Raw genomic sequence first — 23,934 nt, forward strand, 5'->3', positions numbered from 1 at the left:
CGGCTCGCTCCTTCTCGGCTCGGTAGGCTAGGAGGGGCGGACGGGGGAAGCGATGTCGGACGCGACACGCGACGGTATGGGAGAAGTGCTGATCGTCACGGGCATGTCGGGGGCCGGTCGATCGACCGTGGCCAACGCCCTCGAGGACCTCGAGTGGTACGTCGTCGACAACCTCCCGCCGCAGATGCTGCGACCCCTGCTCGACCTCGCCGACCGAGTCGGCGGAGCGCTCCCGCGGGTGGCCGCCGTCGTCGACGTACGAGGCGGGGATCTCTTCACCCAGCTCCCCGAGGTGATGCGAAGCCTGCGAGACGGGAGCCACCTGCGGCTGGTGTTCCTCGACGCCTCGGATGCGGTGCTCGTGCGCCGCTTCGAGGCGGTGCGCCGCCCTCATCCGCTGCAGGGCGACGGCACGATCCTCGACGGCATCCGCCTCGAACGCGAACGCCTGGCGTCGGTGCGCGAGAGCGCCGATGTGATCATCGACACGTCCGGTCACAACATCCACCAGCTGGCGACCCAGGTGGCCGAGCTCTTCTCGGCCGAAGGGGCCGCGCGGCACATACTCACGGTGATGAGCTTCGGGTTCAAGTACGGGCTGCCGCCGGATGCCGACATGGTCGCCGATATGCGATTCCTGCCGAATCCGTTCTGGAACGAGGACCTGCGCGCGCTGAACGGAGAGGACGAGGCCGTGCGTGAGTACGTGCTCGCCCAGGAGGGTGCCTCGGAGTTCATCGACGCGTACGCCGCTTCGCTCACGCCCGTCATCGCGGGCTACCAGCGCGAGAACAAGCGCCATTCGACCGTGGCCATCGGCTGCACGGGCGGCAAGCACCGCTCCGTGGCGACCTCGATCGAGCTCGCCGGCAGGCTGCGAGCGATCCCCGGGCTCGCCGTGCGCGTCAAACATCGAGATCTGGGACGCGAGTAGGAGCGGAGTCAGCGGTAGGCTGGGCGTTTGCGTCGCTCGGATGCCGCATCGTGCCCCGACGCGGCGCACGACTTGCCTGAGCAGGAACGCTTCCCCCCCGAGCAGAAGGAGTCCCGTGGCACTGACCGCCGACGTGAAGGGCGAACTGATCGCCGTCCGCGACGCCAGGGCGACGGTGCGCGTGGCCGAGCTGACCTCCATCCTCCGGTTCTCCGGAGGCCTGCACTCCATCGCCGGACGCGTGGCGGTCGAGGCCGAGGTCGACACCGAGCCGCTGGCGCGTCGCGTCGCTCGCGACCTCGTCGAGATCTACGGGGTGCGCCCCGAGATCGTGCACGTACAGGGCTCCGGCGCCCGGAACGGCAGCCATTACGCCGTCCGTGTCATCGAAGGCGGTGAGACGCTCGCCAGGCAGACCGGCCTGCTCGACGCCCGCCGCCGACCCGTTCGCGGCCTGCCCAACAAGCTGACGACCGGCTCGCGGCCCGACCTTGCGGCCATCTGGCGCGGCGCGTTCCTCGCCAGCGGCAGCCTGAGCGAACCCGGCCGCTCCGCGGCGCTCGAGATCACCTGTCCGGCGCCCGAGGCCGCGATGGCCCTGGTCGGCGCCGCGCACCGGATCGGGGTGTCTGCCAAGGCCCGCGAGGTACGCGGCGTGCCCCGGGTGGTGGTGCGCGACGGCGAGGCGATCCGCGCGATGCTGTCCGCCATGGGCGCCGAGCGCACCGCGACGGAGTGGGACCAGCTGCGCCAGCGCCGCGAGGTGCGTGCGGGAGTCAACCGCTTGGTGAACTTCGATGACGCGAACCTCCGCCGCTCGGCTCAGGCGGCCGTGGCCGCGTGCGCACGCGTCGAGCGCGCGCTGGAGATCCTCGGCGACGAGGTGCCGGAGCACCTCGCGGAGGCGGGGGCGCTTCGCCTCGCACACCGGGATTCGAGCCTCGACGAGCTCGGGCACCACGCCGATCCGCCGCTGACCAAGGACGCCGTCGCAGGACGCATCCGCCGGCTGCTGGCGATGGCCGACAAGCGCGCCGAGCAGGAGGGCATCCCCGGGACCGATGCCGCCGTGCCGGCCGGACTCGAAGACGCCTGACGCAGGGAAGTTGAGCACCGTCATCCGGGGAAGCAACCCCCTGTCCCGCGCGTTGTCGCTCACTAGGATGAGGGAGTCCGCTCGCCCGCGTTTCCGCGGTGCCGAGCCCCCCGACAAGCGCCCACCCCGGCGCGGATAGGAAGAAGCGACAATGGCCAGTTACACGCTCCCGGAGCTCCCCTACGACTACGCGGCGCTCGAGCCTCACATCAGCGGCACGATCATGCAGCTGCACCACGACAAGCACCACCAGACGTATGTGACGGGTGCCAACACGGCGCTCGAGCAGCTGGCCGAGGCCCGCTCCACCGGCAACTTCGCCAACGTCAACAAGCTCGAGAAGGACCTCGCGTTCAACCTCGGCGGGCACGTCAACCACTCGATCTTCTGGACCAACCTGTCGCCGGACGGCGGCGACAAGCCGACCGGCGAGCTGCAGTCGGCCATCGACGACCACTTCGGCTCGTTCGACGCGTTCGCGGCGCACTTCACGGCCGCCGCCCTCGGCGTGCAGGGCTCCGGCTGGGCGGGCCTGTTCTGGGACTCGATCGGTGAGAACCTGATCATCCAGCAGTTCTTCGACCAGCAGTCGCAGCACGCACCCGGCACCGTGCCCCTTCTGCTGCTCGACGTCTGGGAGCACGCGTACTACCTGGACTACAAGAACGTGCGCGCCGACTACGTCAAGGCCTTCTGGAACATCGCCAACTGGGAGAACGTTCAGCAGCGCTTCTCCGTGGCCCGGGAGCAGGGCTCGGGGCTGCTGGTACTGTCATAGCGAGTGCGGCCGTCCCGGGTGGACATCCGCCCGGGACGCCGTTGTCCACCGTCTGAAATCGCAACAACCGCGCTTCGCGCACGACGAAACAGGAGACATCCGTGTCTGTCAAGATCGGAATCAACGGCTTCGGCCGCATCGGACGAAACTACCTTCGCGCGGCTCTCGCGCAGGGTGCGGACCTCGAGATCGTGGCGGTGAACGACCTCACCGACAACAAGTCGCTGGCTCACCTGCTCAAGTACGACTCCGTCGGCGGTCCGCTGGCGCAGGACGTCTCCTACGACGGCGACTCGATCACGGTGGGAGACAAGCGCATCCGCGTCTTCGAGGAGCGCGACCCCGCCAACCTGCCCTGGGGCGAGCTCGGCGTCGACATCGTCATCGAGTCGACCGGCCGGTTCACCAAGGCTGAGGACGCCAAGAAGCACATCGCCGGCGGCGCAAAGAAGGTTCTCATCTCGGCACCGGCCACGGGCGACGACGCGACGATCGTCATGGGCGTGAACGAGGAGACGTACGACCCCGAGAACCACGTCATCATCTCGAACGCCTCGTGCACCACGAACTGCCTCGCGCCGCTCGCGCAGGTCTTCAACGACGCCTTCGGCATCGAGCGCGGCTTCATGATGACGGCGCACGCGTACACCGCTGACCAGAACCTGCAGGACGGCCCGCACTCCGATCTGCGTCGCGCCCGCGCCGCCGCCATCAACATCGTTCCCGCGTCGACGGGTGCCGCCAAGGCGATCGGGCACGTGCTGCCCGAGCTCAACGGCAAGCTGAGCGGCTCGTCGTATCGTGTGCCTGTTCCCACCGGCTCCATCGTCGACCTCACGATCGTCACGCCCACCGAGGGCCTCACGGTCGAGCAGGTCAATGCCGCCTACAAGGCCGCCGCCACCGAGGGACGCCTCGCCGGCTACCTGCAGTACACCGAGGACCCGATCGTCTCCAGCGACATCCAGCTCAACCCCCACTCCTCGATCTTCGACTCGGAGCTGACCAACGTCAGCGGCAACCTGGTCAAGGTCTCCGGGTGGTACGACAACGAGTGGGGCTACTCGAACCGCCTCGTCGACCTGACCGAGTACGTCGCCGAGCGTCTCTAGGTCGCATCCATGCCTTTGCGCACCCTCGATACACTGGGTTCGCTCGCCGGCAAGCGAGTTCTCGTCCGCTGTGATCTCAACGTCCCCCTGAAGGACGGCGTGATCACGGACGATGGCCGCGTGCGGGCGTCGCTGCCTACGCTCAACGCCCTCATCAACCAGGGTGCCCGCGTGATCGTGTGCTCGCACCTCGGCCGCCCCGACGGGGCGCCGGATGCGAAGTACAGCCTCGCGCCCGTCGCCCAGCGGCTCTCGGAGCTGCTCGGCAAGCCGGTCGCCTTCGCCCTCGACACGGTGGATGAATCCGCCCACGAGGCCGTGGCGGCGCTCGAGGACGGTGACGTCACGGTTCTCGAGAACCTGCGGTTCAACGCGGGGGAGACGGCGAAGGATGACGGGGAGCGCCGCGCGTTCGCCGAGCAGCTGGCCGACCTCGGCGATGCCATGGTGTCCGACGGGTTCGGCGTCGTGCACCGCAAGCAGGCCAGCGTCTACGACCTCGCGGAGCTGCTGCCGTCGGCGGGCGGTCTGCTGATCGCGGCAGAGCTCGACGTGCTCGATCGCCTCACCGAGAACCCGGAGCGGCCGTACACGGTCGTGCTCGGCGGGTCGAAGGTGAGCGACAAGCTGGGCGTCATCTCGCACCTGCTGCCTCGTGTCGACCGGCTGCTGGTCGGGGGCGGGATGCTGTTCACCTTCCTCGCCGCAGAGGGGCACAAGGTCGGCTCGAGCCTGCTCGAGGCAGACCAGCTCGACACGGTTCGCGAGTACGTCCGCAGGGCCAAGGAATCCGGGGTGGAGCTCGTACTTCCCACGGACGTGGTGGTCGCGTCGAAGTTCGGCGCGGATGCGGAGCACGTCGTGACGCCGGCGGACGCCATCGAGGAGACGCCTTTCGGCGCATCCGGGCTGGGCCTCGACATCGGTCCCGACACGGCTGCGCGGTTCGCCGAAGTCATCCGCGACAGCCGCACGGTGTTCTGGAACGGCCCGATGGGCGTGTTCGAGCTCGCACCGTTCGCTGCCGGCACCAAGACGGTCGCCCAGGCGCTCACCGAGGTGGACGGCCTCAGCGTGGTCGGCGGCGGCGACTCCGCCGCGGCCGTCCGGCAGCTCGGATTCTCAGACGACCAGTTCGGTCACATCTCGACGGGCGGCGGAGCCAGCCTGGAATTCCTCGAGGGCAAGAAGCTCCCCGGACTGGAGGTCCTCGGATGGTCGCAGTGAACGATGGCGGCACACCCGGCGGAGGGCGCACGCCGCTCCTCGCCGGCAACTGGAAGATGAACCTCGACCACCTGCAGGCGGTCGCGTTCACGCAGAAGCTGCACTGGGCGCTGAAGGACGCGAAGCACGAGAACGGCAGCGTCGAGGTCGCGGTCTTCCCGCCCTTCACCGACCTCCGCAGCGTGCAGACGCTCGTCGACGCCGACAAGATCCCCTTCGCCCTCGGCGCGCAGGATCTCTCGGTGCACGACTCCGGCGCCTACACCGGTGAGATCTCGGGCCAGTTCCTGAAGAAGCTGGACTGCCGTTACGTGATCATCGGGCACTCGGAGCGCCGCCAGTACCACGACGAGACCGACGACGTCGTGGCGGCGAAGACGAAGGCGGCGCTGAAGCACGGCCTCGTTCCGGTCATCTGCGTCGGCGAGACGAGCGAGGACCTCGAGCGTTTCGGTGCGAGCGCCGTGCCGGTCGGCCAGCTGCAGGTCGCGCTCGATGGCGTGGCGGCGGGCGCCGACATCGTCGTCGCCTACGAACCCGTGTGGGCGATCGGATCGGGCCAGGCGGCGACCCCTGACCAGGCGCAGGAGGTCTGCTCGAAGCTGCGCGCTGTCGTGGCCGAGAAGCTGGGGGAGGATGCCGCGGCGAAGACCCGTGTGCTCTACGGTGGCTCGGTGAAGTCGTCGAACATCGCCAGCTTCATGCGCGAGCCGGATGTCGATGGCGCCCTCGTGGGTGGCGCCAGCATCCTCGTCGACGAGTTCGCCGCCATCATCCGCTACCAGAAGCACGTCGGCGTCTGAGCGGCAGGCGCTCGTCAGCGCTGCTCCGGCTCGCGGATCGAGCGCCTGCGGCCCCGTCGCTTCCGTCGTATACTTGACGTTTGTGTGGCTCTGGGCAGCCGCGCCCCCCGGCCCCCGCGAAAGCGGTCCCCGAAAGTAGGAACTGTTCCGTGCTGATTCTCGAGTTCGTTCTGCAGGTGCTGCTGGGCATCACCAGCCTGCTGCTGACCCTGCTGATACTCCTGCACAAGGGCCGCGGTGGCGGGCTCTCAGACATGTTCGGCGGCGGGATGACGTCGGCCCTCGGATCGTCGGGCCTGGCGGAGCGCAACCTCAACCGATTCACGATCGTGCTGGCGCTGGCGTGGTTCACCTCCATCGTCGCCCTCGGCCTCATCACGAAGTTCTCGGCACTCTGATGGCCAGTGGCGGCAACGCGATCCGCGGCACCCGTGTGGGAGCGGGCCCGATGGGCGAGCAGGACCACGGCTTCCACGCGGATCGCATCGCGATCTCGTACTGGGATGCCCTCGGCAACGAGACCGTGCGGCACTTCTCGGCGAACGTGCCGGAGGAAGAGATCCCCGACATCATCGACTGCCCGCAGTCGGGCCTGCCGGCCGGTCGCGACAAGGAGAACCCTCCGGCTCTCGCGAAGACCGAGCCCTACAAGACGCACCTCGCGTATGTGAAGGAGCGGCGCACCGAAGAGGAAGCCGAGACGCTCCTCGACGACGCGTTGAGCCAGCTGCGCGAACGCCGCGGTCTCTGAGCCGCGCCCGCAGACCGGTTCCTGAGCCTATCGAAGGGCTAGTAGTCGGGGTCGATGAGGTCGGTCGGCACTTCGGAGGCCGCCGCTTCGTCGACGAAGATCACGGTGCGCTTGCGACCCTTCGCCCCGGCCGCCGGCACGCTCGAGTAGCTCGCTCCCGCGAGCACGAGACCCAGAGCGGATGCCTTCTCGGCGCCCGCGATGACCATCCACACCCGCACCGATGAGTTGATCACCGGGCGGGTCAAGGTGATGCGCTCCGGCGGCAGGCGCGGCGAGTCCCGCACGCTCACGACGGCCTCGTCGATCACGTGGATCTCTGGCCGGTCGGGGAAGAGCGAGGCGATGTGCCCGTCGGGCCCGACGCCCAGGAAGCAGATGTCGAAGACGGGCCACGGCTCATCGTCGGAGGCGAAGCGAGCGAGCTCGGCGGCGTAGGCGGCGGCCGCGGCATCCAGATCGATGCCGTCATCGCTGGCGCCGATGGCGTGGATGTTCTCGGCCGGGATGTCCAGCGCGTCCAGCAGGGCCTCGCGGGCCTGCGCCTCGTTGCGGTCGGCATGGCGTCGCGGCACGAAGCGCTCATCGCTCCACCAGAAGTGCACGCGGGACCAGTCGACGTTGTCGCGCCAGGGGTGACGGGCGGCCGCCCGCAGCACCGCCAGGCCGCTGGTGCCACCGGTGAGGGCGACGTGCACCGTGCGGCCTGCGTCCGCGAGCTCGGTCACCTTGCCGATGAACCTCCCGGCGACGCCCTCTGCGAGGGCCGCGGGGTCGGCCGTGACGACGACCCGCTTCGAGGTGACCTTGTCAAGCGCCATTCTGCTCCAGCGTTGCCGGGGGGCCCAGAAGCTGCCAGGCCTCCGTGATCACTCGACCATACAGGACGTCCGGATCGAGGCGACGGAGCTCCTCCGCAAGGCATTCGCGAAGGGTCCGTCGCGGCAGAACGAGGTCGTGGTCGGGCTGACCGGGCTGCGTCAGCACCGCGATGCCCGGTTCCGGACGCTCGAGCACGATGTCGCCGCTCTCGCGTGTGAGCCGCACCGACTTGATGCCGTGCTCCCACGCGCGGGGGGACTCGTACTCCCAGTCGACCGCGACGTCGAGCTTGAGCCGCAGCCACGCCGCGAGCAGGGCCGTCGACGGGGAACTGGCGGCACCCCGCACCTCGACGGCCGTGACGGGCTCGAAGGGCGGCTGGTCGAGCACGGCGGCGAGCTGTTCCCGCCAGTGTGTGAGCCGGGTCCAGGCGAGGTCGGTGTCGCCGGGCGCGTAGTTGTCGCCCAGTGTCGTCAGACGATCTGTCGTGTAGGGCCTGGTCGAGGCATCCGTGATGCGGCGCTGGGCGATGCGCCCGAGAGGGGAATCGCCCGGCACGCGCGGCGGATCATCCGGCCACCACGCGACCACGGGCGCATCCGGAAGGAGGAGGCCGGTGATGAGGCTCTCCGCATTCGAGGAGGCGTCGCCGAAGGCGTGCAGCACGACCACTTCGCTCGCCCCGGCGTCGCCGCCGACCCGGATCTGCGCGTCGAGCTTCGGCGTGTCGCCATCGGACGTCATGAGCACGATGACGCGCATCGGATGTTCCCGTGAGGCGTCGTTGGCCGCGTCGATCGCCTCTTCCTCGAGCCCGTGGCGGGTCGAGATGATGAGCGTCAGCACACGGCCGAGCGCGACGGCGCCGCCTTCTTCCCGCACCTTGACGAGCTGGCGGGCGATCTTGCTGACGGTGGTGTCGGGCAGTTCGATGATCACGGGCGCCTCCAGACGCGGCCGTCGCGGGCCAAGAGTTCGTCGGCGGATGCCGGGCCCCACGAGCCGGGTGCGTACTGCTCCAGCGGGCCGCCCTGCGCCGCCCAGAACTCCTCGACCGGGTCAAGGACCATCCACGAGAGCTCGACCTCCTCGTGCCGCGGGAACAGCGGAGGATCGCCGAGCAGCACGTCGAGGATGAGCCGCTCGTACGCTTCGGGGCTCGCCTCGGTGAAGGCGTGGCCGTACCCGAAGTCCATGGTCACATCGCGCACCTGCGCGCCGGAGCCGGGCACCTTCGATCCGAAGCGGATCGTGACGCCCTCGTCGGGCTGGACGCGGATGACGAGCGCGTTCTGGCCGAGCTCCGATGTCTGGTTGCGGGAGAACAGGTGCTGCGGCGCCCTCTTGAACACGACGGCGATCTCGGTGACGCGCCGGCCGAGGCGCTTGCCCGTCCGGAGGTAGAACGGCACCCCCGCCCATCGGCGGGTGGCGATCTCGAGCTTGATCGCGGCGTACGTCTCCGTCGTCGAGTCCGGGTTCATCCCGTCCTCGTCGAGGAAGCCGTGCACCTCTTCGCCGCCCTGCCAGCCGCCGGCGTACTGGCCTCTCGCGGTGGCGAGCGACAGGTCCTCCGGCAGGGTGACGGCCGCGAGGACCTTCTCCTTCTCCGCGCGGAGGTCCGCGGCCTTGAGGCTGATCGGCTCCTCCATCGCGGTGAGGGCGAGCAGCTGCAGCAGGTGGTTCTGGATGACGTCGCGCGCGGCGCCGATCCCGTCGTAATATCCCGCGCGACCGCCGACGCCGATGTCCTCGGCCATCGTGATCTGCACGTGGTCGACGTAGTTGCGGTTCCAGATCGGCTCGTACAGCTCGTTGGCGAAGCGCAGCGCCAGGATGTTCTGCACCGTCTCCTTGCCGAGGTAGTGGTCGATGCGGAAGATGGAGTCGGCCGGGAACGCGACCTCGAGCGCCTCGTTCAGCGCCCGCGCCGAGGCGAGGTCGCTGCCGAACGGCTTCTCGATGACGACGCGGCGCCACCGGTCCTCGTCCGTCGTGTCATCCACGAGGCCCGAATCCCGCAGCTGCCGGGCGACCTGCGGGAAGTCCTTGGGCGGGATCGACAGGTAGAACGCGTGGTTGCCCATCGTGCCGCGCTCGACGTCGAGTCTCTCCACGGTGTCGCGCAGCCTCTTGAACGACTCTGGGTTGTCGAACTCGCCAGAGACGAAGCGGATGCCCTGCAGCAGCTGCTCCCACGTCTCCTCGCGGAACTCGGTGCGGGCGTTCTCCCGGACGGCGTCGTAGACGACCTTCGCGAAATCCTGGTCCTCCCAGTCGCGCCGCGCGAAGCCGACCAGGGCGAACCCCGGCGGCAGCAGGCCGCGGTTGGCGAGGTCGTAGACCGCGGGCATGAGCTTCTTGCGCGAGAGGTCGCCCGTGACACCGAAGATCACCAGCGCGCTGGGACCCGCGATGCGGCTGAGGCGTCGGTCATCGGCGTCACGCAGCGGATTGTGGCCGCGCGAGATCTGGACGGTCATAGAGGCGAGGCGCTCCTACTGGGCGGCTTCGAAGAGCGAGAGCACTTCGAGCTGCGGATCGGTGAGGGTGAGGGTCACGACCGGGCGGCCGTGCTCCGCGAGGACCTTCGCGTCGCCTGCCGCCTGTGCCTGGATGAGCTGGCCGAAGGTGAAGGGCCGATCGGGGATCTCGAGATCGACATCCGTGCTCTCGAGGATCTGCAGGAACACACCCTGCGCCGGTCCGCCCTTGTGGTACTGGCCGGTCGAGTGCAGGAAGCGCGGTCCCCAGCCGAACGTCGTCGGGCGACCTGAGTCGGCCGCGACGAGCTCGCGCAGTCCGAGCAGCTGGGGCAGCTCGAGGCGGTTCACGTACGCCTGGATGGCGACGTATCCATCGGCGGGCAGGCGCTTCCAGAGCGCGTCGAGCACGCCGGCGACCGTTCGGGATGCCGCGAGCTCCGGGTCGCTCACGCGCACCTCGACACCCTCGACGGTGAACGCCGGCGGCGTCGGCTCCGGACGTGCGTCCAGCAGCGCGCGGGTCGCGATCTTCGCCGACTCCACGTCGGGCTGGTCGAAGGGATTGATGCCCAGCATCCGCCCCGCTATCGCCGTCGCGTACTCCCACACCATCAGCTGCCCGCCGAGCGAGCCGCTGACGAGGATCTCGCCCTCGTGGTGCTCGAACAGGTGGAACTTCTTCGCCTCGTCGACCAGACGCACGATCTGCAGGTCGTCCGGCTTGTTCTCCACCTCGGGCGAGACCGGAAGGAGCACGACCGGCAGGATGCCGGTGCCGTTCTTGCCCGTGGACTCGGCGACGAGCTGCTCGATCCAGTCGGGCAGGCCGACGATGTGCGTGCCGTCGGTGATGAGGCCGAGCTTGTCGCGGCGCGGCGACGTGCCGGCGATCGCGGCGGCCAGCACCAGGGCCGGGTTGTCGGGGCTGTCGATCGCGACCTCGAGCAGCGAGGCCTCGGCCTCATCCAGCAGCTCGGCGATGTCGACGCCCGCGAGGCCGGTCGGCACCAGGCCGAACGCCGTGAGCGCGGAGTAGCGGCCGCCGACCGTCGGGTCGGCGTTGAAGACGCGGTAGCCGTCGGCGCGCGCGGCGACGTCGAGCGGTGAACCGGGGTCGGTGACGACCACGATGCGCTCGAGCGGGTCGATGCCGAGGTCGCGGAACGCCGCCTCGAACGCCCGCTTGGCCGAGTCGGTCTCGACCGTGGAGCCGGACTTCGACGAGACGACGAGCACGGTCTGCGTCAGGCCGCCGGCCTCGGCGTCGCCGTCCAGCGCCGCCAGCACCTGGCCGGGGGCGGTGGAGTCGAGGATGACCAGCGGCACCCCTGCGGTCTGCGCGATCACCTCGGGGGCGAGCGACGAGCCGCCCATGCCCGCGAGCACGACGCGGGTGACGCCCTTGGCCACCAGCTCGGCGCGGAGCGCCTCGATCTCGGGCACCAGTGGGCGCGAGACCGTGACGGCCTGCACCCAGCCGAGGCGCTTGGATGACTCCTCTTCGGCCTCCGGGCCCCACAGGGTGCCGTCGCCCGCGGTGATGCCCGAGGCGACCAGGTCGGTGATGAGCGTGGGCAGGTGGGCGTCGACGGCGGCCTTGGCCGCACCCGTGACGTGGATCTCGAAGCTCATCGGGCGGCCTCGACCCCGCCCTTGAGGGCGGTGGCCACCGTCTCCTGGAGTTCGTGCCAGGAGGCGATGAACTTGTCGACGCCTTCCGTCTCGAGGGTGTGCGTGACGTCGTCGAAGTCCACCCCGGCGGCGCGCAGCGCGTCGAAGTACTCGTGCGCCTGGGCATAGGCGCCGGTCACCTTGTCGCCTTCGATCACGCCGTGGTCGAACGTCGCCTCGAGCGTCTTCTCCGGCATCGTGTTGACGGTGCCCGGAGCGACGAGCTCCGTCACGTACAGGGTGTCGGGCAGCGACGGGTCCTTGACACCGGTCGAGGCCCAGAGCGGACGCTGCACGTTGGCGCCGGCATCCAGCAGCTTCTTCGCACGGTCGCCCGCGAACTCGCGCTCGTAGAGCTCGTAGGCGAGACGCGCGTTCTCGATGCCCGACTTGCTCTTCAGCGCCTCGGCGCCGAGCTGGGTGAGACGCTTGTCGACCTCGGTGTCGACCCGCGACACGAAGAACGACGCGACGGAGTGGATCTGAGAGAGGTCGTGGCCGGCCGCCTGCGCCTGCTCGAGTCCCGTGAGGTAGGCGTCGATGACCCCCGCGTAGCGCTCCAGGCTGAAGATCAGTGTCACGTTGACGCTGATGCCCTCGGCGATGACCGCGGTGATGGCGGGAAGCCCGGCGAGCGTGGCGGGGATCTTGATGTGGACGTTGGGCCGATCGACGGTTGTCCAGAGCTTCTTGGCCTCTGCGATGGTCGCGTCGGTGTCGTGCGCGAGGTCGGGGGAGACCTCGATCGAGACCCGGCCATCGACGCCGTGCGTCTCGTCGTAGACGTGCCGGAACACGTCGGCGGCGGCGCGCACGTCGTCGGTGGTGATCTCGAAGATCGCCTCGTCGGCGCTGGCGCCGCGGTCGGCCAGGACGTTCACCTGCGACTCGTACGCCGCCCCGTCGGCGAGGGCACCGGCGAAGATGGTGGGGTTCGTGGTGATGCCGGTGACGTTGCGGGTGGCGATCAGGTCGGCGAGGTTGCCGGTCATGATGCGCTGCCGGGACAGGTCATCCAGCCAGATGCTGACGCCGTTGGCGACGAGGGCTGCGGTAGGGGTACTCATGATGCGTTCTCCTTGAGGGTCTCGCGGGCGGCCGCGACAACGGCCTCGGTGGTGATGCCGAACTTCTCGAACAGGGTCTTGTAGTCGGCCGACGCGCCGAAGTGCTCGATCGAGACGCTCCGGCCCTTGTCGCCGACGATGTGCCGCCACGGGAGCTTGATGCCCGCCTCGACGGATACGCGCGCCGTCACGGACGGCGGCAGAACGGACTCGCGGTAGGCGGCATCCTGCTCGTCGAACCACTCCAGCGAAGGAGCGGAGACGACGCGGGCGTGGATGCCTTCGGCGGCGAGCTGCTCGCGGGCGTTCACCGCGAGCTGCACCTCGGAGCCGGTGGCGATGAGGATCACATCGGGCGTGCCGTTCCCCGCCTCGGCGAGCACGTACGCGCCCCTGGCCGCGTTGTCGGCGGAGGCGAACGTGTCGCCGGATGCCTGTCCCTCACCTCGTTCGAACACCGGGATGTTCTGCCGGGTCAGTGCGATACCGGCGGGGCCGGCGTGGCGGCGCAGCAGCTCGAGCCAGACCGCCCCGGTCTCCGCGGCGTCGCCGGGGCGCACGACCGTGAAGTTCGGGATGGCGCGGAGCGCCGCCAGCTGCTCGATCGGCTGATGCGTGGGTCCGTCCTCGCCGAGGGCGACGGAGTCGTGGGTCCACACGTAGATGCTCGGGATGTTCATCAGCGAGGCCAGCCGCACGGCGGGGCGCATGTAGTCGCTGAAGATGAGGAACGTGCCGCCGAACGGGCGCGTCGGGCCGTGCAGCACGATGCCGTTGATGATCGCGCCCATCGCGTGCTCGCGGATGCCGAAGTGCAGCACGCGGCCGTACGGGTCGCCGCTCCACTCGTGGGTGGAGCGCTCTGACGGCACGAACGACGAGGCGTTCTTGATCGTCGTGAGGTTCGACTCGGCGAGGTCGGCGGAGCCGCCCCACAGCTCGGGCAGCTGCGCGGCCAGGGCGTTGATGACCGTGCCGGACGCGGCGCGGGTCGAGACGTCCTTGCCCGGCTCGAAGATGGGGAGCGCGTCGGCGATGCCCTCGGGAAGCTGCCGTGCGGTCACCCGGTCCCAGAGCGCCTTGCGCTCGGGGTTGGTTGCGGCCCACGCGTCGAACGCCTGCTGCCACTCGGCCTTGGCGCCGGAGGTGCGCTCCGAGAGGGATCGCGTGCGCTCCAGCACCTCATCGGGAACGACGAAGGTCTCATCCGGGTTCCAGCCGAGCACCTTCTTGGTCGCGGCGAGCTCGTCGCCGCCGAGGGCCGAGCCGTGGATCTTTCCGGTGTTCTGCTTGCCGGGGGAGGGCCAGCCGATGATGGTCTTCAGGACGATGATCGACGGCTTGGCCGTCTCGCCTTTCGCCGCCTCGAGCGCGGCGTGCAGCTCGGCGACATCCTCGACATACTCGCCGGTCTTCTTCCAGTCGACCGTCTGCACATGCCAGCCATAGGCCTCGTAGCGCTTGGCGACGTCCTCGGTGAAGGCGATGTCGGTGTCGTCCTCGATGGAGATCTGGTTGGAGTCGTAGATGACGACGAGGTTGCCGAGCTCCTGGTGTCCGGCGAGCGATGATGCCTCGCTCGTGACGCCCTCCTGCAGGTCGCCGTCGCTCGCGATGACGAAGATGTGGTGGTCGAACGGGCTTTCGCCGGCCGGGGTCTCCGGGTCGAACAGACCGCGCTCGTAGCGGGCCGCGTACGCGAAGCCCACGGCGGACGAGAGCCCCTGACCGAGGGGGCCGGTGGTGATCTCGACGCCGTCGGTGTGCCCGTACTCGGGGTGACCGGGCGTCTTGGAGCCCCATGTGCGGAGCGACTTCAGGTCGTCGAGCTCGAGCCCGAAGCCGCCGAGGTAGAGCTGCACGTACTGCGTGAGCGAGGAGTGTCCGGCCGAGAGGACGAAGCGATCACGCCCCGGCCAGTTCTTGTCCGCCGGATCGTGACGCATCACGCGCTGGTAGAGGAGGTATGCGGCCGGGGCGAGGCTCATCGCCGTGCCCGGGTGGCCGTTGCCCACCTTTTCCACGGCATCCGCCGCAAGAACGCGTGCCGTGTCCACGGCCCGCTCGTCGATCTCGTCCCAACGCAGTTCCGACACCGGACCGCCTTTCGTGGAAGGGAGAGCGCTCGCCCAGCTACAGCACCGATCGCCGCGGAGCGGGTCACGACGGGAGGAGGAGCGAGGGCTCGGTGTTTCTTCAGCATAGCGAAGCGGTATTCCGCTCCGGATATGCCTTGACTCATGTGACGTCCGTGTGCCAGCGGTCGGCGCGGCGCAGATGACGTCGCCGTGTCGGCCCCGTTGCGGCGCGCTCTCCTGGCGGCGACAGCAGTTGTGAGGCCGGGGGCGGCCCGGATGGATGCCATAGACTTGGGGGGATCTGCTGGTGATATTACGGGGGCGATGGACATCATGACGACGTCGGGGCTCGCGACACCCGTTGCCCCCCGCTCCATCGGCCGCACGATCCGCGCCTATATCGCGCTCACCAAGCCCCGGGTGCTCGAGCTGCTGCTCGTCACGACCGTTCCGGTCATGATCCTGGCCCAGGGCGGCCTCCCGAACCTCTGGCTCGTGCTCGCCACCGTCCTCGGCGGCTCGATGAGCGCCGGCTCGGCCGCCGCCTTCAACATGTACCTCGACCGCGACATCGACGCGCACATGCAGCGCACGGTGAACCGCCCGCTCGTCACGGGGGAGGTCTCGCCCCGCGGTGCCCTCGTCTTCGCCTGGACCCTGGCCGCGGCATCCACGATCTGGCTCTGGGTGACCACGAACTGGCTGGCGGCCACCCTCTCGGCATCCGCCATCTTCTTCTACGTGGTCATCTACACGATGATCCTCAAGCGGCGCACCGAGCAGAACATCGTATGGGGCGGCATCGCCGGCTGCTTCCCCGTGGTCATCGGCTGGACGGCCGTCACCGGCTCACTGGCCTGGACGCCGGTCATCCTCTTCGCGCTCGTGTTCCTGTGGACGCCGCCGCACTACTGGCCGCTGTCCATGAAGTACAAGGATCAGTACGACGGCGTCGACGTGCCGATGCTCGGCGCCACCCGGTCCGGTTCGCAGGTCGGGCTGCAGGTCATCCTCTACGCCTGGGCAACGGTGGCGTGCTCGCTGCTCCTCGTCCCGGTCGCGCAGATGGGCCTCGTCTACACGGTGTCCGCCCTCGTGTTCGGCGGCTGGTTCATCTACGAATCGCACCGCCTCTACAACCGCGCCGTCCGCGGCACGGAGCCCGCGCCGATGCGGGTCTTCCACGCCTCGATCACCTACCTGACGCTGCTCTTCGTGGCGATCGCGATCGACCCGCTGCTGCCCTTCTAGGCGCCGCGAGCGGCTCGGATGCGGGCCGCTCGCGCGGGATGGCCGATTGGTCGCGCTCTTCCAGAGGCACCGGCTTCGGAGAATGTCTGCGTGCTCGGAAGATTTTCCGGCCGCGGTCCGATGTTCGCGACATCTTCCGAAATTCGTGCCAGCAAGGACGGTGGAGGAGCGACTCCGGATGATGGTGCTGGGGCGCGCCGGTTCCCGATCGGGCTCGGCACGGACGCCAGCCGTGGGCGTGATCCGGTGACTCGCGCGCACAACGGCGGAGATCGTGGGCGACACGCCGGTGCCGGATGCCGTTGCACGGCGTGTCGGCGATCAGGCCCGCAGTTGTGCTCGGGATGCGCGCCTGATCGGGATGCGCGTGTGGTCGAGTGCGGCCTGCCCGGGATGCGGGCCCGCCCGGGATGCGGGCCTGGCGGAGCTCACCTCGGGTCCTGGGCCCTGAGCGCCGTCTCCTCCGCGTCGATCGCCTGCAGCGCCGCCGCGACGGCCGGCTCCTGATAGCGGCCCTCCGAGCGCGCCTGCAGGACGGCGCCGCGCTCGGCGTCGAGCATCGAACGTCGAAGCCGCAGCTTCGCCTCGAACTGCGGGATCGAGGCGTCAGGGCCATAGGTCTCGAGGGTCTCCCCGAGGAAGCCGGCGTCGGATCGGAGCAGCTCGACGACCCGGGGCTCGTCGTCGCTCGTCGCCTCCTCGTCGAGCCGCTCGATGCCCGCTTGGCGGGCCTCGGCCATCAGCATCCGGCGTTCCGTGAGCTCCTGCATGAGGCTCGGCCTGGGGAGTCGGAGGCGCCGGATGATCCACGGCAGGGCGAGCCCGCCGAGCAGACTCGCGACCACGACGACGAACGCCAGGAACTGCAGGTACTCGCGGCCCGGGGTCTCCTCGGGCAGCAGGAAGACGGCGGCGAGCGTCACCACCCCGCGCACGCCCGCCGACGCGACGGCCACGCCGTTGCCCCAGGCCCAGCCCCGCTCGCGCATCCGCTTCGGCCCGTGCCGGTACAGCGCCGTCGTGCCGAGCACCCACGCGAAGCGCGAGGCCACGAGCGCGAGCAGCAGACCGACGCAGACCCACACCGTCTCCCAGACGCCGGGGCCGGTGCGCAGGGCGCCCTCGAGGATCCCGTTCAGGTTCAGTCCGATGAAGAGGAAGACCGCGTTCTCGAGCAGGAACTGGATCGTGCGCCAGTTCAGCCGCTCGGCGACCCGCGCCTCCGCCGAGGAGACGACCGGGGCGCGATAGCCGAGGTAGAGCCCCGTCACCACGACGGCGAGCACACCGGATCCGTGCAGCAGCTCGCCGATCAGGAACGCCGCGAACGGCGTGATCAGCGAGATGCTCGTGTCGAGCACCGCTGATCGCAGCGCCCGACGCACGAACGAGACCAGGAACCCCACGAGCAGCCCTACCGTCACGCCGACCACGACGGCGACGACGAAGTCGATCGCGATGGTCGCCGGTGTGACGACGCTGACGATCGCGGCGATCGATGCGTTCAGGGCCACCAGCGCGGTGGCGTCGTTGAGCAGGCTCTCGCCCTCGAGGATCGTCACGACGCGACGGGGGAGCCCCAGCCGTCCGGCGATCGCCGTCACCGCAATGGCGTCGGTAGGGGCCACGACGGCCGCGAACGCGAAGGCGGCCGCGAGCGTGATGGCGGGGACCAGCAGCCATGCGGCGAAGCCGACTGTCACAACGGTGAACGCGACGAGCCCCACTGACAGCAGCAGGATGCTGTCGTTCCTTGCGCGCACATCGACGATCGAGGTGCGAAGCGCTGCCGCGAAGAGCAGCGGGGGAAGGATGCCGTACAGGATGAGCTCGGGCTGCACCTCGACCTGCGGCACGGCGGGGATGAAGGAGACGAGCCCGCCGACCAGAACGAGGGCGACCGGGGCCGACCAGCCGATGCGGCCGACGACCCCGGTCACGGTGACCGTGGTGATCACGAAGAGGACGATCCAGCTGATCGTGCCGACGGTATCCATCCAGTCAGTATCGGGCCCTCAGCCCGATGAGCGGGTCAGCGTGTCAGCGGCGCGGGCGGTGCGTCATCGACGGTGTCCGCAGAGGGGCTCGCGACAGGCGCCGGGGCCGGGGTCGCCACGAGGTCGCCGGTCGGCGCCGCATCCCAGGGTCCGGCGTGGGCGTCGACCTGCTCGATGTCGACCACCTCGAGGGGCTCGGAAGGAACGAGGGCCCGCAGCGTGGCGATCGAGAGTGCGAGCAGGATGCCGACGAGTCCGGCGCCGAGCACGACGGCGCCGACGATGACGAGCGACTGCGGGCCGTAGACGTCGGCGGGGGTGGGCGCAGGGCCGCTCAGCGCGGCCGTCATCGCGGTGATCTGCGACAGCGAGAACCACGCACCGTAAGCCACGGCGGCGATCGAGAGCACGACGAGAGCCCAGAAGGGGATGCTGCGCGTGAGTGAGGGGCGTGCGGTGTTCATGTGACGTTCCTTCGGTTGGGATTCCGGGGGCGTACTGCCCGCGGCGTGCACCACGATTCCGCGCGCCTCCGTGCGGTGTGTGTGCGCGGACTATGGGTTGGCTGTGCGCCGGCCGGATGCGACGGAGGCCCGGTCGAGGTCCGGAATGTCGGGGTCGAGGACAGCTCGTCCGGCGGGAACGGGCGCCTTCAGGTGCAGCACGACCGCCGTCATCGCGGCGACGAGGCAGACGGCGAGCACCATGTGGATGTTCACGAGGACGATCGGCAGGCCCGTGCGGGCCTGCAGCAGACCGACGGCGATCTGCACCAGCTCGACCGCGAGGAGCAGCCCGACCCAGAGCCGGAGCGCAGGGGCGACGCGCAGGGCTCCGACCAGCAGCACGACGGTGAGCCCGAAGGTGACGTAGCCCGGCCACGCGTGCAGGTGCTGCATCAGCTCGGGGTCCAGGCCGTTGCGCGCCGCGCCTGCATCGCCGGCGTGGGGACCGGCGCCCGTCACGAGGATGCCGACGAGCACGGTGACGAGCACGGCGGCGCTCGTGAGATGCGTCACCGCCGCGTACCAGCGCGGAACCGCCGAGGTGCGCGCGCCGGGTGCGGTGTACACCCGGTAGACGAGCACGGTCGCCAGCGCGACGAGGACGACCGAGGCGAAGAAGTGCAGGCCGACGACGTAGGGGTTCAGGTTCGTCAGCACCGTGATCCCGCCGATGATCGCCTGCAAGGGGACGTAGAGGCCGATCGACAGCGCCAGCCAGAACAGGTCCCGGCGCTCGCTCCGGAAGCGAACGACGAAGAGGAACATAAGGATCGCGACGGCGACCAGCACGAACGTCAGCATGCGGTTCGCGAACTCGATCGCGCCGTGGGCCGCCAGCTCGGGCGTCGGCACGAAGGAGCCGTCGGTGCACTGCGGCCACGTGGGACAGCCGAGTCCGGATGCCGTGAGCCGGACGAGCCCGCCGGTGCCGACGATGCCGATCTGCACCACGAGCGTCGCCCACGCGGCCGCGACGACGCGGCGGTCGATGCGATCGGGCAGCCACGCCCAGAGGCGGGCGCCGAGCCGTGGTCGCTGGGTCGTGCCACCGGCGTCGGTCATCGGGTGAAGCCTCCTGGGATTGCCCTCCACGTCTTGCGGGAGGGGCCGGTGCCCGCCCGGCGGAGGGGGCGGAACCTGTAGAATCGAGGTGTTGCGGTGCGCGCGCTGAGCGTTCGACGCATCGCTTCAAGTGTAGGCGCGCGAGACTGCGCCTCGGAGAAGGGCCCACCAGCGGCATCCACCCCCACGAAACCTCGTGGTCTCGGATGTCGGGGCGGATGACACCGTTGAGGCCTAGAGGAGAGTGTGACGTCATGTCTGATGTGCTCATCGACCGACCTGAGCTCGCGGGGCTCGGTACTTACGAATTCGGCTGGCACGACGCCGACGCCGCCGGGGCGATCGCCCAGCGCGGACTGAGCGAGGCCGTCGTGCGCGGCATCTCGACCTTGAAGGACGAGCCGGAGTGGATGCTCAAGGCGCGCCTGAAGGGTCTGCAGCTCTTCGAGCGCAAGCCGATGCCGACCTGGGGAGCCGACCTCAGCGAGATCGACTTCGACAACATCAAGTACTTCGTGCGCTCCACGGAGAAGCAGGCAGGCTCATGGGAGGAGCTCCCCGAGGAGATCCGCAACACGTACGAGCGCCTCGGGATCCCCGAGGCCGAGCGCCAGCGTCTCGTCTCCGGTGTCGCGGCGCAGTACGAGTCGGAGGTGGTCTACCACCAGATCAACGAGCAGCTCGAGGCGCAGGGCGTCATCTTCATGGACACCGACACCGCGCTCCGCGAGCACCCCGAGTTCTTCACGGAGTACTTCGGCACCGTCATCCCCTCCGGTGACAACAAGTTCGCCGCCCTCAACACGGCCGTCTGGTCGGGCGGATCGTTCGTCTACGTGCCGCCCGGCGTGCACGTCGAGATCCCGCTGCAGGCGTACTTCCGCATCAACACCGAGAACATGGGCCAGTTCGAGCGCACGCTGATCATCGCGGACGAGGGCTCGTACGTGCACTACATCGAGGGCTGCACCGCCCCGATCTACAAGAGCGACTCCCTGCACTCGGCCGTCGTCGAGATCATCGTGAAGAAGAACGCGCGCGTTCGCTACACGACGATCCAGAACTGGTCGAACAACGTCTACAACCTCGTCACCAAGCGCGCGATCGCGCACGAGGGCGCGACGATGGAGTGGATCGACGGCAACATCGGCTCGAAGGTCACGATGAAGTACCCGTCGATCTTCCTCGTCGGCGAGCGCGCCAAGGGCGAGACGCTGTCCGTGGCCTTCGCCGGCCCCGGTCAGCACCAGGACGCCGGCGCGAAGATGATCCACATGGCGCCCTACACGCAGTCATCGATCGTCTCGAAGTCGATCGCACGCGGCGGCGGCAGGGCCGGCTACCGCGGTGAGGTGAGGGTGGATGCGAATGCGCACCACTCGGCGAACACGGTGCGGTGCGACGCGCTGCTGGTCGACACGATCTCGCGCTCCGACACGTATCCGGCCATCGACATCCGCGTCGACGACGTGCAGCTGGGTCACGAGGCCACCGTCTCGAAGGTCAGCGAGGAGCAGCTGTTCTATCTGCAGTCCCGCGGCATGCCCGAGGACGAGGCCATGGCCATGATCGTGCGCGGCTTCATCGAGCCGATCGCCCGCGAGCTGCCGATGGAGTATGCGCTCGAACTGAACAAGCTCATCGAGATGGGCATGGAAGGATCGGTCGGCTAGATGACGACCACGACACAGGCACCCGCCCCGGTGCCGGGCTCGACGGCGCACTCCGACGGCGGCTGGGCTCCGATCCAGACCCGATCAGAGCGCCCTCGTTCGTTCCACGCCGCTGACTTCGAGCGGCCGAGCGGGCGTGAGGTGAACTGGAAGCACACCCCCGTCGACCGCCTCTCGCCCCTGTTCGAGAACGTCGACGGCGATGCCGAGGCCGTCACGGTCACCGTGACCGCACCGGATGGCGTCGTCGCCGCGCCCAAGCGCGCGGCGGATGCGCCCCGCGGCGAGGTTTTCGTGCCCGAGGACCTGGCCGCCGCCATCGCCTGGGAGCGTGCCGTGGAGGCGCTGCACGTCCGCATCCCGGCCTCCGCCGAGCTCTCCGAGCCGGTGGTCGTCGACGTGCACGGCAACGGCGGGCTCACGCACGCCAACGTCCTGATCGAGGCCGAGCCGAACTCCCACGCGATCGTGCTGCTGCGCCACAGCGGGTCGGCGCAGGTGGCCGCCAACGTCGAGATCCTCGTCCGCGACGGCGCCCATCTCACGGTCATCACGGTGCAGCAATGGGCGGATGACGCGGTGCACGCGGCATCCCACCAGGCCCGCGTCGATCGCGACGCGACGCTCCGGCACATCGTCGTCAGCTTCGGTGGCGGCGTCGTCCGCGTCAACCCGAGCGTCGAGCTCGCGGGGACGGGCTCGCAGGGCGAGCTCTACGGCCTGAGCTTCTCGGACGCCGGCCAGCACCTCGAGAGCCAGGTCTACCTCTTCCACAAGGGCGCCGAGACCCGCGGCGACGTGCTGTACAAGGGCGCCCTGCAGGGCGCGGGGGCTCGCAGCGTGTGGATCGGCGATGTGCTGATCGGGCCGGATGCCGTCGGCACCGACTCGTACGAGGCCAACCGCAACCTCGTGCTCACCGACGGCGCTCGCGCCGAGTCCATCCCGAACCTCGAGATCGAGACCGGCGACATCCGCGGAGCCGGGCACGCGAGCGCCACCGGGCGCTTCGACGATGAGCAGCTGTTCTACCTGCAGGCGCGCGGCATCAGCGAAGAGGAGGCCCGTCGACTCGTCGTCATCGGCTTCCTCAGCGAGATCGTGCAGCGCATCGCCATCCCCGAGCTCGAAGCAGAACTGTCGGCGGCCATCGAGGCCGAACTCATGGAAGGTACGGCGCTGTGACCGCGACCCGCGTCTGCTCACTCAGCGAACTCGAGCAGGACACGCCCAAGCGCGTCGTCGTGAAGAAGGTGCCGATCGCCGTGGTCCTCGACTCCGCCGGCGAGGTGCACGCGATCGGCGACACCTGCACCCACGGCGACATCTCCCTCGCCGAGGGCTTCGTCGAGGGCGACAGCCTCGAGTGCTGGGCCCACGGCTCCGCGTTCTCGCTGCGCACCGGCCACCCCCTGAACCTCCCCGCGTATGAGCCCGTCCCCGTCTACGTCGTCGAAATCGACGGCGACGACGTGCTCATCGATCCGAACGTCACGAAGGAAGTCTGAACATGGCAGTGCTCGAGATCCGCGATCTGTACGTCACCGTCGAGACGGATGCCGGCACCACGCCCATCCTGAACGGCGTCACGCTCACGATCCGCACCGGACAGACCCACGCCATCATGGGCCCCAACGGCTCCGGAAAGTCCACCCTCGCGTACACGATCGCCGGTCACCCCAAGTACAAGGTGCAGAGCGGCTCGATCACGCTCGACGGCGACGACGTGCTCGCGATGACCGTCGACGAGCGCGCCCGGGCCGGACTCTTCCTCGCGATGCAGTACCCGGTGGAGATCCCCGGGGTCACGGTCACGAACTTCCTCCGAACGGCCAAGACCGCGATCGACGGTGCGGCCCCGCCCATCCGCACGTGGACCAAGGACGTCAAGCAGTCCATGAAGAACCTGCGCATGGACCCGAAGTTCGCATCGCGCAACGTCAACGAGGGCTTCTCCGGCGGCGAGAAGAAGCGTCACGAGATCCTGCAGCTCGAGCTGCTCAAGCCGCAGATCGCAGTCCTCGACGAGACCGACTCCGGCCTCGATGTCGACGCGCTGAAGATCGTCTCGGAGGGCGTGAACCGCGCCAAGGCCGAGACCGATCTGGGCGTGCTGCTCATCACGCACTACACGCGGATCCTGCGCTACATCCACCCCGACTTCGTGCACGTCATGATCGGCGGGCGCATCGTCGAAGAGGGCGGGCCCGAGCTCGCAGACCGGCTCGAGGACGAGGGCTATGACAGGTACCTCGAGGCCGTCACAGATGTGGAAGCGTAGAATCGCCGTATGAACGCGACGCTCACACCGCAGAAGTTCGACGAGGTGACCGAGGCGCTCAAGGACGTCATGGACCCCGAGCTGGGCATCAACGTCGTCGACCTCGGGCTCATCTACGACCTCGGCTGGGACGACGAGAACGACGCGCTCGTCATCCACATGACGCTCACCAGCGCGGGGTGCCCGCTGACCGATGTGCTCGAGGAGCAGACGGCGCAGGCCCTGGATGACGTCGTCGACCGGTTCCGCATCAACTGGGTGTGGATGCCGCCGTGGGGTCCGGAGCGGATCACCGACGACGGTCGCGACATGATGCGCGCGCTCGGCTTCGCGATCTGA

The 23,934-nt window shown here is 69.2% G+C and carries 23 protein-coding genes; 14 read left to right on the top strand and 9 right to left on the bottom strand.

Annotation, left to right across the window (positions count from 1 at the left end; translation table 11 throughout):
* The first annotated feature begins 52 nt into the window (after window positions 1–52).
* The 8 genes from rapZ to ACLQ2Q_RS03705 all read left to right on the top strand — a co-directional run bounded on the left by rapZ (window position 53) and on the right by ACLQ2Q_RS03705 (window position 6,701).
* The gene (rapZ, locus tag ACLQ2Q_RS03670; protein WP_425818041.1) at window positions 53–934 is read left to right on the top strand and encodes an RNase adapter RapZ; all 882 of its coding nucleotides are present in this window, start codon (window positions 53–55) and stop codon (window positions 932–934) included.
* Window positions 935–1,049: 115 nt separating this feature from the next.
* A complete protein-coding gene (gene whiA / locus ACLQ2Q_RS03675) occupies window positions 1,050–2,030 on the top strand; it encodes a DNA-binding protein WhiA (RefSeq protein ID WP_425818043.1) in 981 nt (326 codons plus the stop codon).
* 151 nt (window positions 2,031–2,181) lie between these two features.
* Window positions 2,182–2,808 (top strand): superoxide dismutase, encoded by a 627-nt coding sequence (locus ACLQ2Q_RS03680; protein ID WP_425818045.1) that lies wholly within the window; start codon window positions 2,182–2,184, stop codon window positions 2,806–2,808.
* 101 nt (window positions 2,809–2,909) lie between these two features.
* Complete coding sequence (gene gap, locus ACLQ2Q_RS03685; RefSeq protein WP_425818047.1) at window positions 2,910–3,920, top strand: type I glyceraldehyde-3-phosphate dehydrogenase; 1,011 nt, start codon at window positions 2,910–2,912, stop codon at window positions 3,918–3,920.
* Between the two features lie 9 nt (window positions 3,921–3,929).
* Entirely contained in the window at window positions 3,930–5,147 is a 1,218-nt protein-coding gene (locus ACLQ2Q_RS03690) for a phosphoglycerate kinase (protein ID WP_425818050.1), read from the top strand.
* The gene (gene tpiA, locus ACLQ2Q_RS03695) at window positions 5,135–5,950 is read left to right on the top strand and encodes a triose-phosphate isomerase (RefSeq protein ID WP_425818052.1); all 816 of its coding nucleotides are present in this window, start codon (window positions 5,135–5,137) and stop codon (window positions 5,948–5,950) included. Before ACLQ2Q_RS03690 ends, tpiA begins: the two co-directional genes overlap by 13 nt.
* A 149-nt stretch (window positions 5,951–6,099) precedes the next feature.
* A complete protein-coding gene (gene secG / locus ACLQ2Q_RS03700; protein ID WP_425818054.1) occupies window positions 6,100–6,348 on the top strand; it encodes a preprotein translocase subunit SecG in 249 nt (82 codons plus the stop codon).
* Window positions 6,348–6,701: an RNA polymerase-binding protein RbpA gene (locus tag ACLQ2Q_RS03705; protein WP_425818056.1), complete on the top strand. Its 354-nt coding sequence runs from the start codon at window positions 6,348–6,350 to the stop codon at window positions 6,699–6,701. Before secG ends, ACLQ2Q_RS03705 begins: the two co-directional genes overlap by 1 nt.
* Window positions 6,702–6,739: 38 nt before the next feature.
* Here ACLQ2Q_RS03705 and pgl read toward each other — a convergent pair whose 3' ends face one another.
* Genes pgl through tkt form a run of 6 tightly spaced genes read right to left on the bottom strand, consistent with a single transcriptional unit; the run spans window position 6,740 to window position 14,843 of the window.
* Complete coding sequence (pgl, locus tag ACLQ2Q_RS03710; RefSeq protein WP_425818058.1) at window positions 6,740–7,522, bottom strand: 6-phosphogluconolactonase; 783 nt, start codon at window positions 7,520–7,522, stop codon at window positions 6,740–6,742.
* Window positions 7,512–8,462 (bottom strand): glucose-6-phosphate dehydrogenase assembly protein OpcA, encoded by a 951-nt coding sequence (locus tag ACLQ2Q_RS03715; protein WP_425818060.1) that lies wholly within the window; start codon window positions 8,460–8,462, stop codon window positions 7,512–7,514. The genes pgl and ACLQ2Q_RS03715 overlap by 11 nt, the downstream gene beginning before the upstream one ends.
* Window positions 8,459–10,006, bottom strand: a complete 1,548-nt coding sequence (zwf, locus tag ACLQ2Q_RS03720; RefSeq protein WP_425818062.1) for a glucose-6-phosphate dehydrogenase — start codon at window positions 10,004–10,006, stop codon at window positions 8,459–8,461. The genes ACLQ2Q_RS03715 and zwf overlap by 4 nt, the downstream gene beginning before the upstream one ends.
* 15 nt (window positions 10,007–10,021) lie before the next feature.
* A complete protein-coding gene (locus tag ACLQ2Q_RS03725) occupies window positions 10,022–11,641 on the bottom strand; it encodes a glucose-6-phosphate isomerase (RefSeq protein WP_425818064.1) in 1,620 nt (539 codons plus the stop codon).
* Window positions 11,638–12,747, bottom strand: a complete 1,110-nt coding sequence (gene tal / locus ACLQ2Q_RS03730) for a transaldolase (RefSeq protein ID WP_425818066.1) — start codon at window positions 12,745–12,747, stop codon at window positions 11,638–11,640. Before tal ends, ACLQ2Q_RS03725 begins: the two co-directional genes overlap by 4 nt.
* Window positions 12,744–14,843 (bottom strand): transketolase, encoded by a 2,100-nt coding sequence (gene tkt, locus ACLQ2Q_RS03735; protein WP_425818068.1) that lies wholly within the window; start codon window positions 14,841–14,843, stop codon window positions 12,744–12,746. The genes tal and tkt overlap by 4 nt, the downstream gene beginning before the upstream one ends.
* A gap of 315 nt (window positions 14,844–15,158) precedes the next feature.
* Between tkt and ACLQ2Q_RS03740 the strand changes: the two genes are divergently transcribed.
* Window positions 15,159–16,076: a heme o synthase gene (locus ACLQ2Q_RS03740; protein WP_425818621.1), complete on the top strand. Its 918-nt coding sequence runs from the start codon at window positions 15,159–15,161 to the stop codon at window positions 16,074–16,076.
* Window positions 16,077–16,504: 428 nt separating this feature from the next.
* Here the strand turns inward: ACLQ2Q_RS03740 and ACLQ2Q_RS03745 are convergent, their stop codons facing one another.
* The 3 genes from ACLQ2Q_RS03745 to ACLQ2Q_RS03755 all read right to left on the bottom strand — a co-directional run bounded on the left by ACLQ2Q_RS03745 (window position 16,505) and on the right by ACLQ2Q_RS03755 (window position 19,641).
* Window positions 16,505–18,073, bottom strand: a complete 1,569-nt coding sequence (locus tag ACLQ2Q_RS03745) for a Na+/H+ antiporter (RefSeq protein WP_425818070.1) — start codon at window positions 18,071–18,073, stop codon at window positions 16,505–16,507.
* A gap of 35 nt (window positions 18,074–18,108) precedes the next feature.
* Entirely contained in the window at window positions 18,109–18,537 is a 429-nt protein-coding gene (locus ACLQ2Q_RS03750; protein ID WP_425818072.1) for a dinucleotide-utilizing enzyme, read from the bottom strand.
* 90 nt (window positions 18,538–18,627) lie between these two features.
* Window positions 18,628–19,641, bottom strand: a complete 1,014-nt coding sequence (locus ACLQ2Q_RS03755; protein ID WP_425818074.1) for a COX15/CtaA family protein — start codon at window positions 19,639–19,641, stop codon at window positions 18,628–18,630.
* Window positions 19,642–19,895: 254 nt separating this feature from the next.
* Here ACLQ2Q_RS03755 and sufB point away from each other — a divergent pair, with 254 nt between their 5' ends.
* Genes sufB through ACLQ2Q_RS03780 form a run of 5 tightly spaced genes read left to right on the top strand, consistent with a single transcriptional unit; the run spans window position 19,896 to window position 23,934 of the window.
* Window positions 19,896–21,314: a Fe-S cluster assembly protein SufB gene (gene sufB, locus ACLQ2Q_RS03760; RefSeq protein WP_425818076.1), complete on the top strand. Its 1,419-nt coding sequence runs from the start codon at window positions 19,896–19,898 to the stop codon at window positions 21,312–21,314.
* A complete protein-coding gene (sufD, locus tag ACLQ2Q_RS03765; RefSeq protein ID WP_425818078.1) occupies window positions 21,315–22,499 on the top strand; it encodes a Fe-S cluster assembly protein SufD in 1,185 nt (394 codons plus the stop codon).
* On the top strand, window positions 22,496–22,822 hold the full coding sequence (locus tag ACLQ2Q_RS03770) for a non-heme iron oxygenase ferredoxin subunit (protein WP_425818080.1): 327 nt from the start codon (window positions 22,496–22,498) through the stop codon (window positions 22,820–22,822). The genes sufD and ACLQ2Q_RS03770 overlap by 4 nt, the downstream gene beginning before the upstream one ends.
* Window positions 22,823–22,824: 2 nt before the next feature.
* Window positions 22,825–23,595 carry a Fe-S cluster assembly ATPase SufC gene (gene sufC / locus ACLQ2Q_RS03775; protein ID WP_425818082.1) on the top strand — a complete coding sequence of 257 codons (771 nt, stop codon included), beginning with the start codon at window positions 22,825–22,827 and terminating at the stop codon, window positions 23,593–23,595.
* 9 nt (window positions 23,596–23,604) lie between these two features.
* The gene (locus tag ACLQ2Q_RS03780; protein ID WP_425818084.1) at window positions 23,605–23,934 is read left to right on the top strand and encodes a metal-sulfur cluster assembly factor; all 330 of its coding nucleotides are present in this window, start codon (window positions 23,605–23,607) and stop codon (window positions 23,932–23,934) included.

The sequence above is a fragment of the Microbacterium sp. DT81.1 genome, from assembly GCF_049844955.1.
Lineage (GTDB): Bacteria > Actinomycetota > Actinomycetes > Actinomycetales > Microbacteriaceae > Microbacterium.

Coding starts and splice junctions, on each gene's coding strand:
- rapZ (WP_425818041.1), top strand. CDS start 53: ATGTCGGACGCGACACGCGACGGTATGGGAGAAGTGCTGATCGTCACG.
- ACLQ2Q_RS03680 (WP_425818045.1), top strand. CDS start 2,182: ATGGCCAGTTACACGCTCCCGGAGCTCCCCTACGACTACGCGGCGCTC.
- ACLQ2Q_RS03690 (WP_425818050.1), top strand. CDS start 3,930: ATGCCTTTGCGCACCCTCGATACACTGGGTTCGCTCGCCGGCAAGCGA.
- tpiA (WP_425818052.1), top strand. CDS start 5,135: ATGGTCGCAGTGAACGATGGCGGCACACCCGGCGGAGGGCGCACGCCG.
- ACLQ2Q_RS03705 (WP_425818056.1), top strand. CDS start 6,348: ATGGCCAGTGGCGGCAACGCGATCCGCGGCACCCGTGTGGGAGCGGGC.
- pgl (WP_425818058.1), bottom strand. CDS start 7,522: ATGGCGCTTGACAAGGTCACCTCGAAGCGGGTCGTCGTCACGGCCGAC.
- zwf (WP_425818062.1), bottom strand. CDS start 10,006: ATGACCGTCCAGATCTCGCGCGGCCACAATCCGCTGCGTGACGCCGAT.
- ACLQ2Q_RS03725 (WP_425818064.1), bottom strand. CDS start 11,641: ATGAGCTTCGAGATCCACGTCACGGGTGCGGCCAAGGCCGCCGTCGAC.
- tal (WP_425818066.1), bottom strand. CDS start 12,747: ATGAGTACCCCTACCGCAGCCCTCGTCGCCAACGGCGTCAGCATCTGG.
- ACLQ2Q_RS03740 (WP_425818621.1), top strand. CDS start 15,159: ATGACGACGTCGGGGCTCGCGACACCCGTTGCCCCCCGCTCCATCGGC.
- ACLQ2Q_RS03745 (WP_425818070.1), bottom strand. CDS start 18,073: ATGGATACCGTCGGCACGATCAGCTGGATCGTCCTCTTCGTGATCACC.
- ACLQ2Q_RS03750 (WP_425818072.1), bottom strand. CDS start 18,537: ATGAACACCGCACGCCCCTCACTCACGCGCAGCATCCCCTTCTGGGCT.
- ACLQ2Q_RS03755 (WP_425818074.1), bottom strand. CDS start 19,641: ATGACCGACGCCGGTGGCACGACCCAGCGACCACGGCTCGGCGCCCGC.
- sufB (WP_425818076.1), top strand. CDS start 19,896: ATGTCTGATGTGCTCATCGACCGACCTGAGCTCGCGGGGCTCGGTACT.
- sufD (WP_425818078.1), top strand. CDS start 21,315: ATGACGACCACGACACAGGCACCCGCCCCGGTGCCGGGCTCGACGGCG.
- sufC (WP_425818082.1), top strand. CDS start 22,825: ATGGCAGTGCTCGAGATCCGCGATCTGTACGTCACCGTCGAGACGGAT.
- ACLQ2Q_RS03780 (WP_425818084.1), top strand. CDS start 23,605: ATGAACGCGACGCTCACACCGCAGAAGTTCGACGAGGTGACCGAGGCG.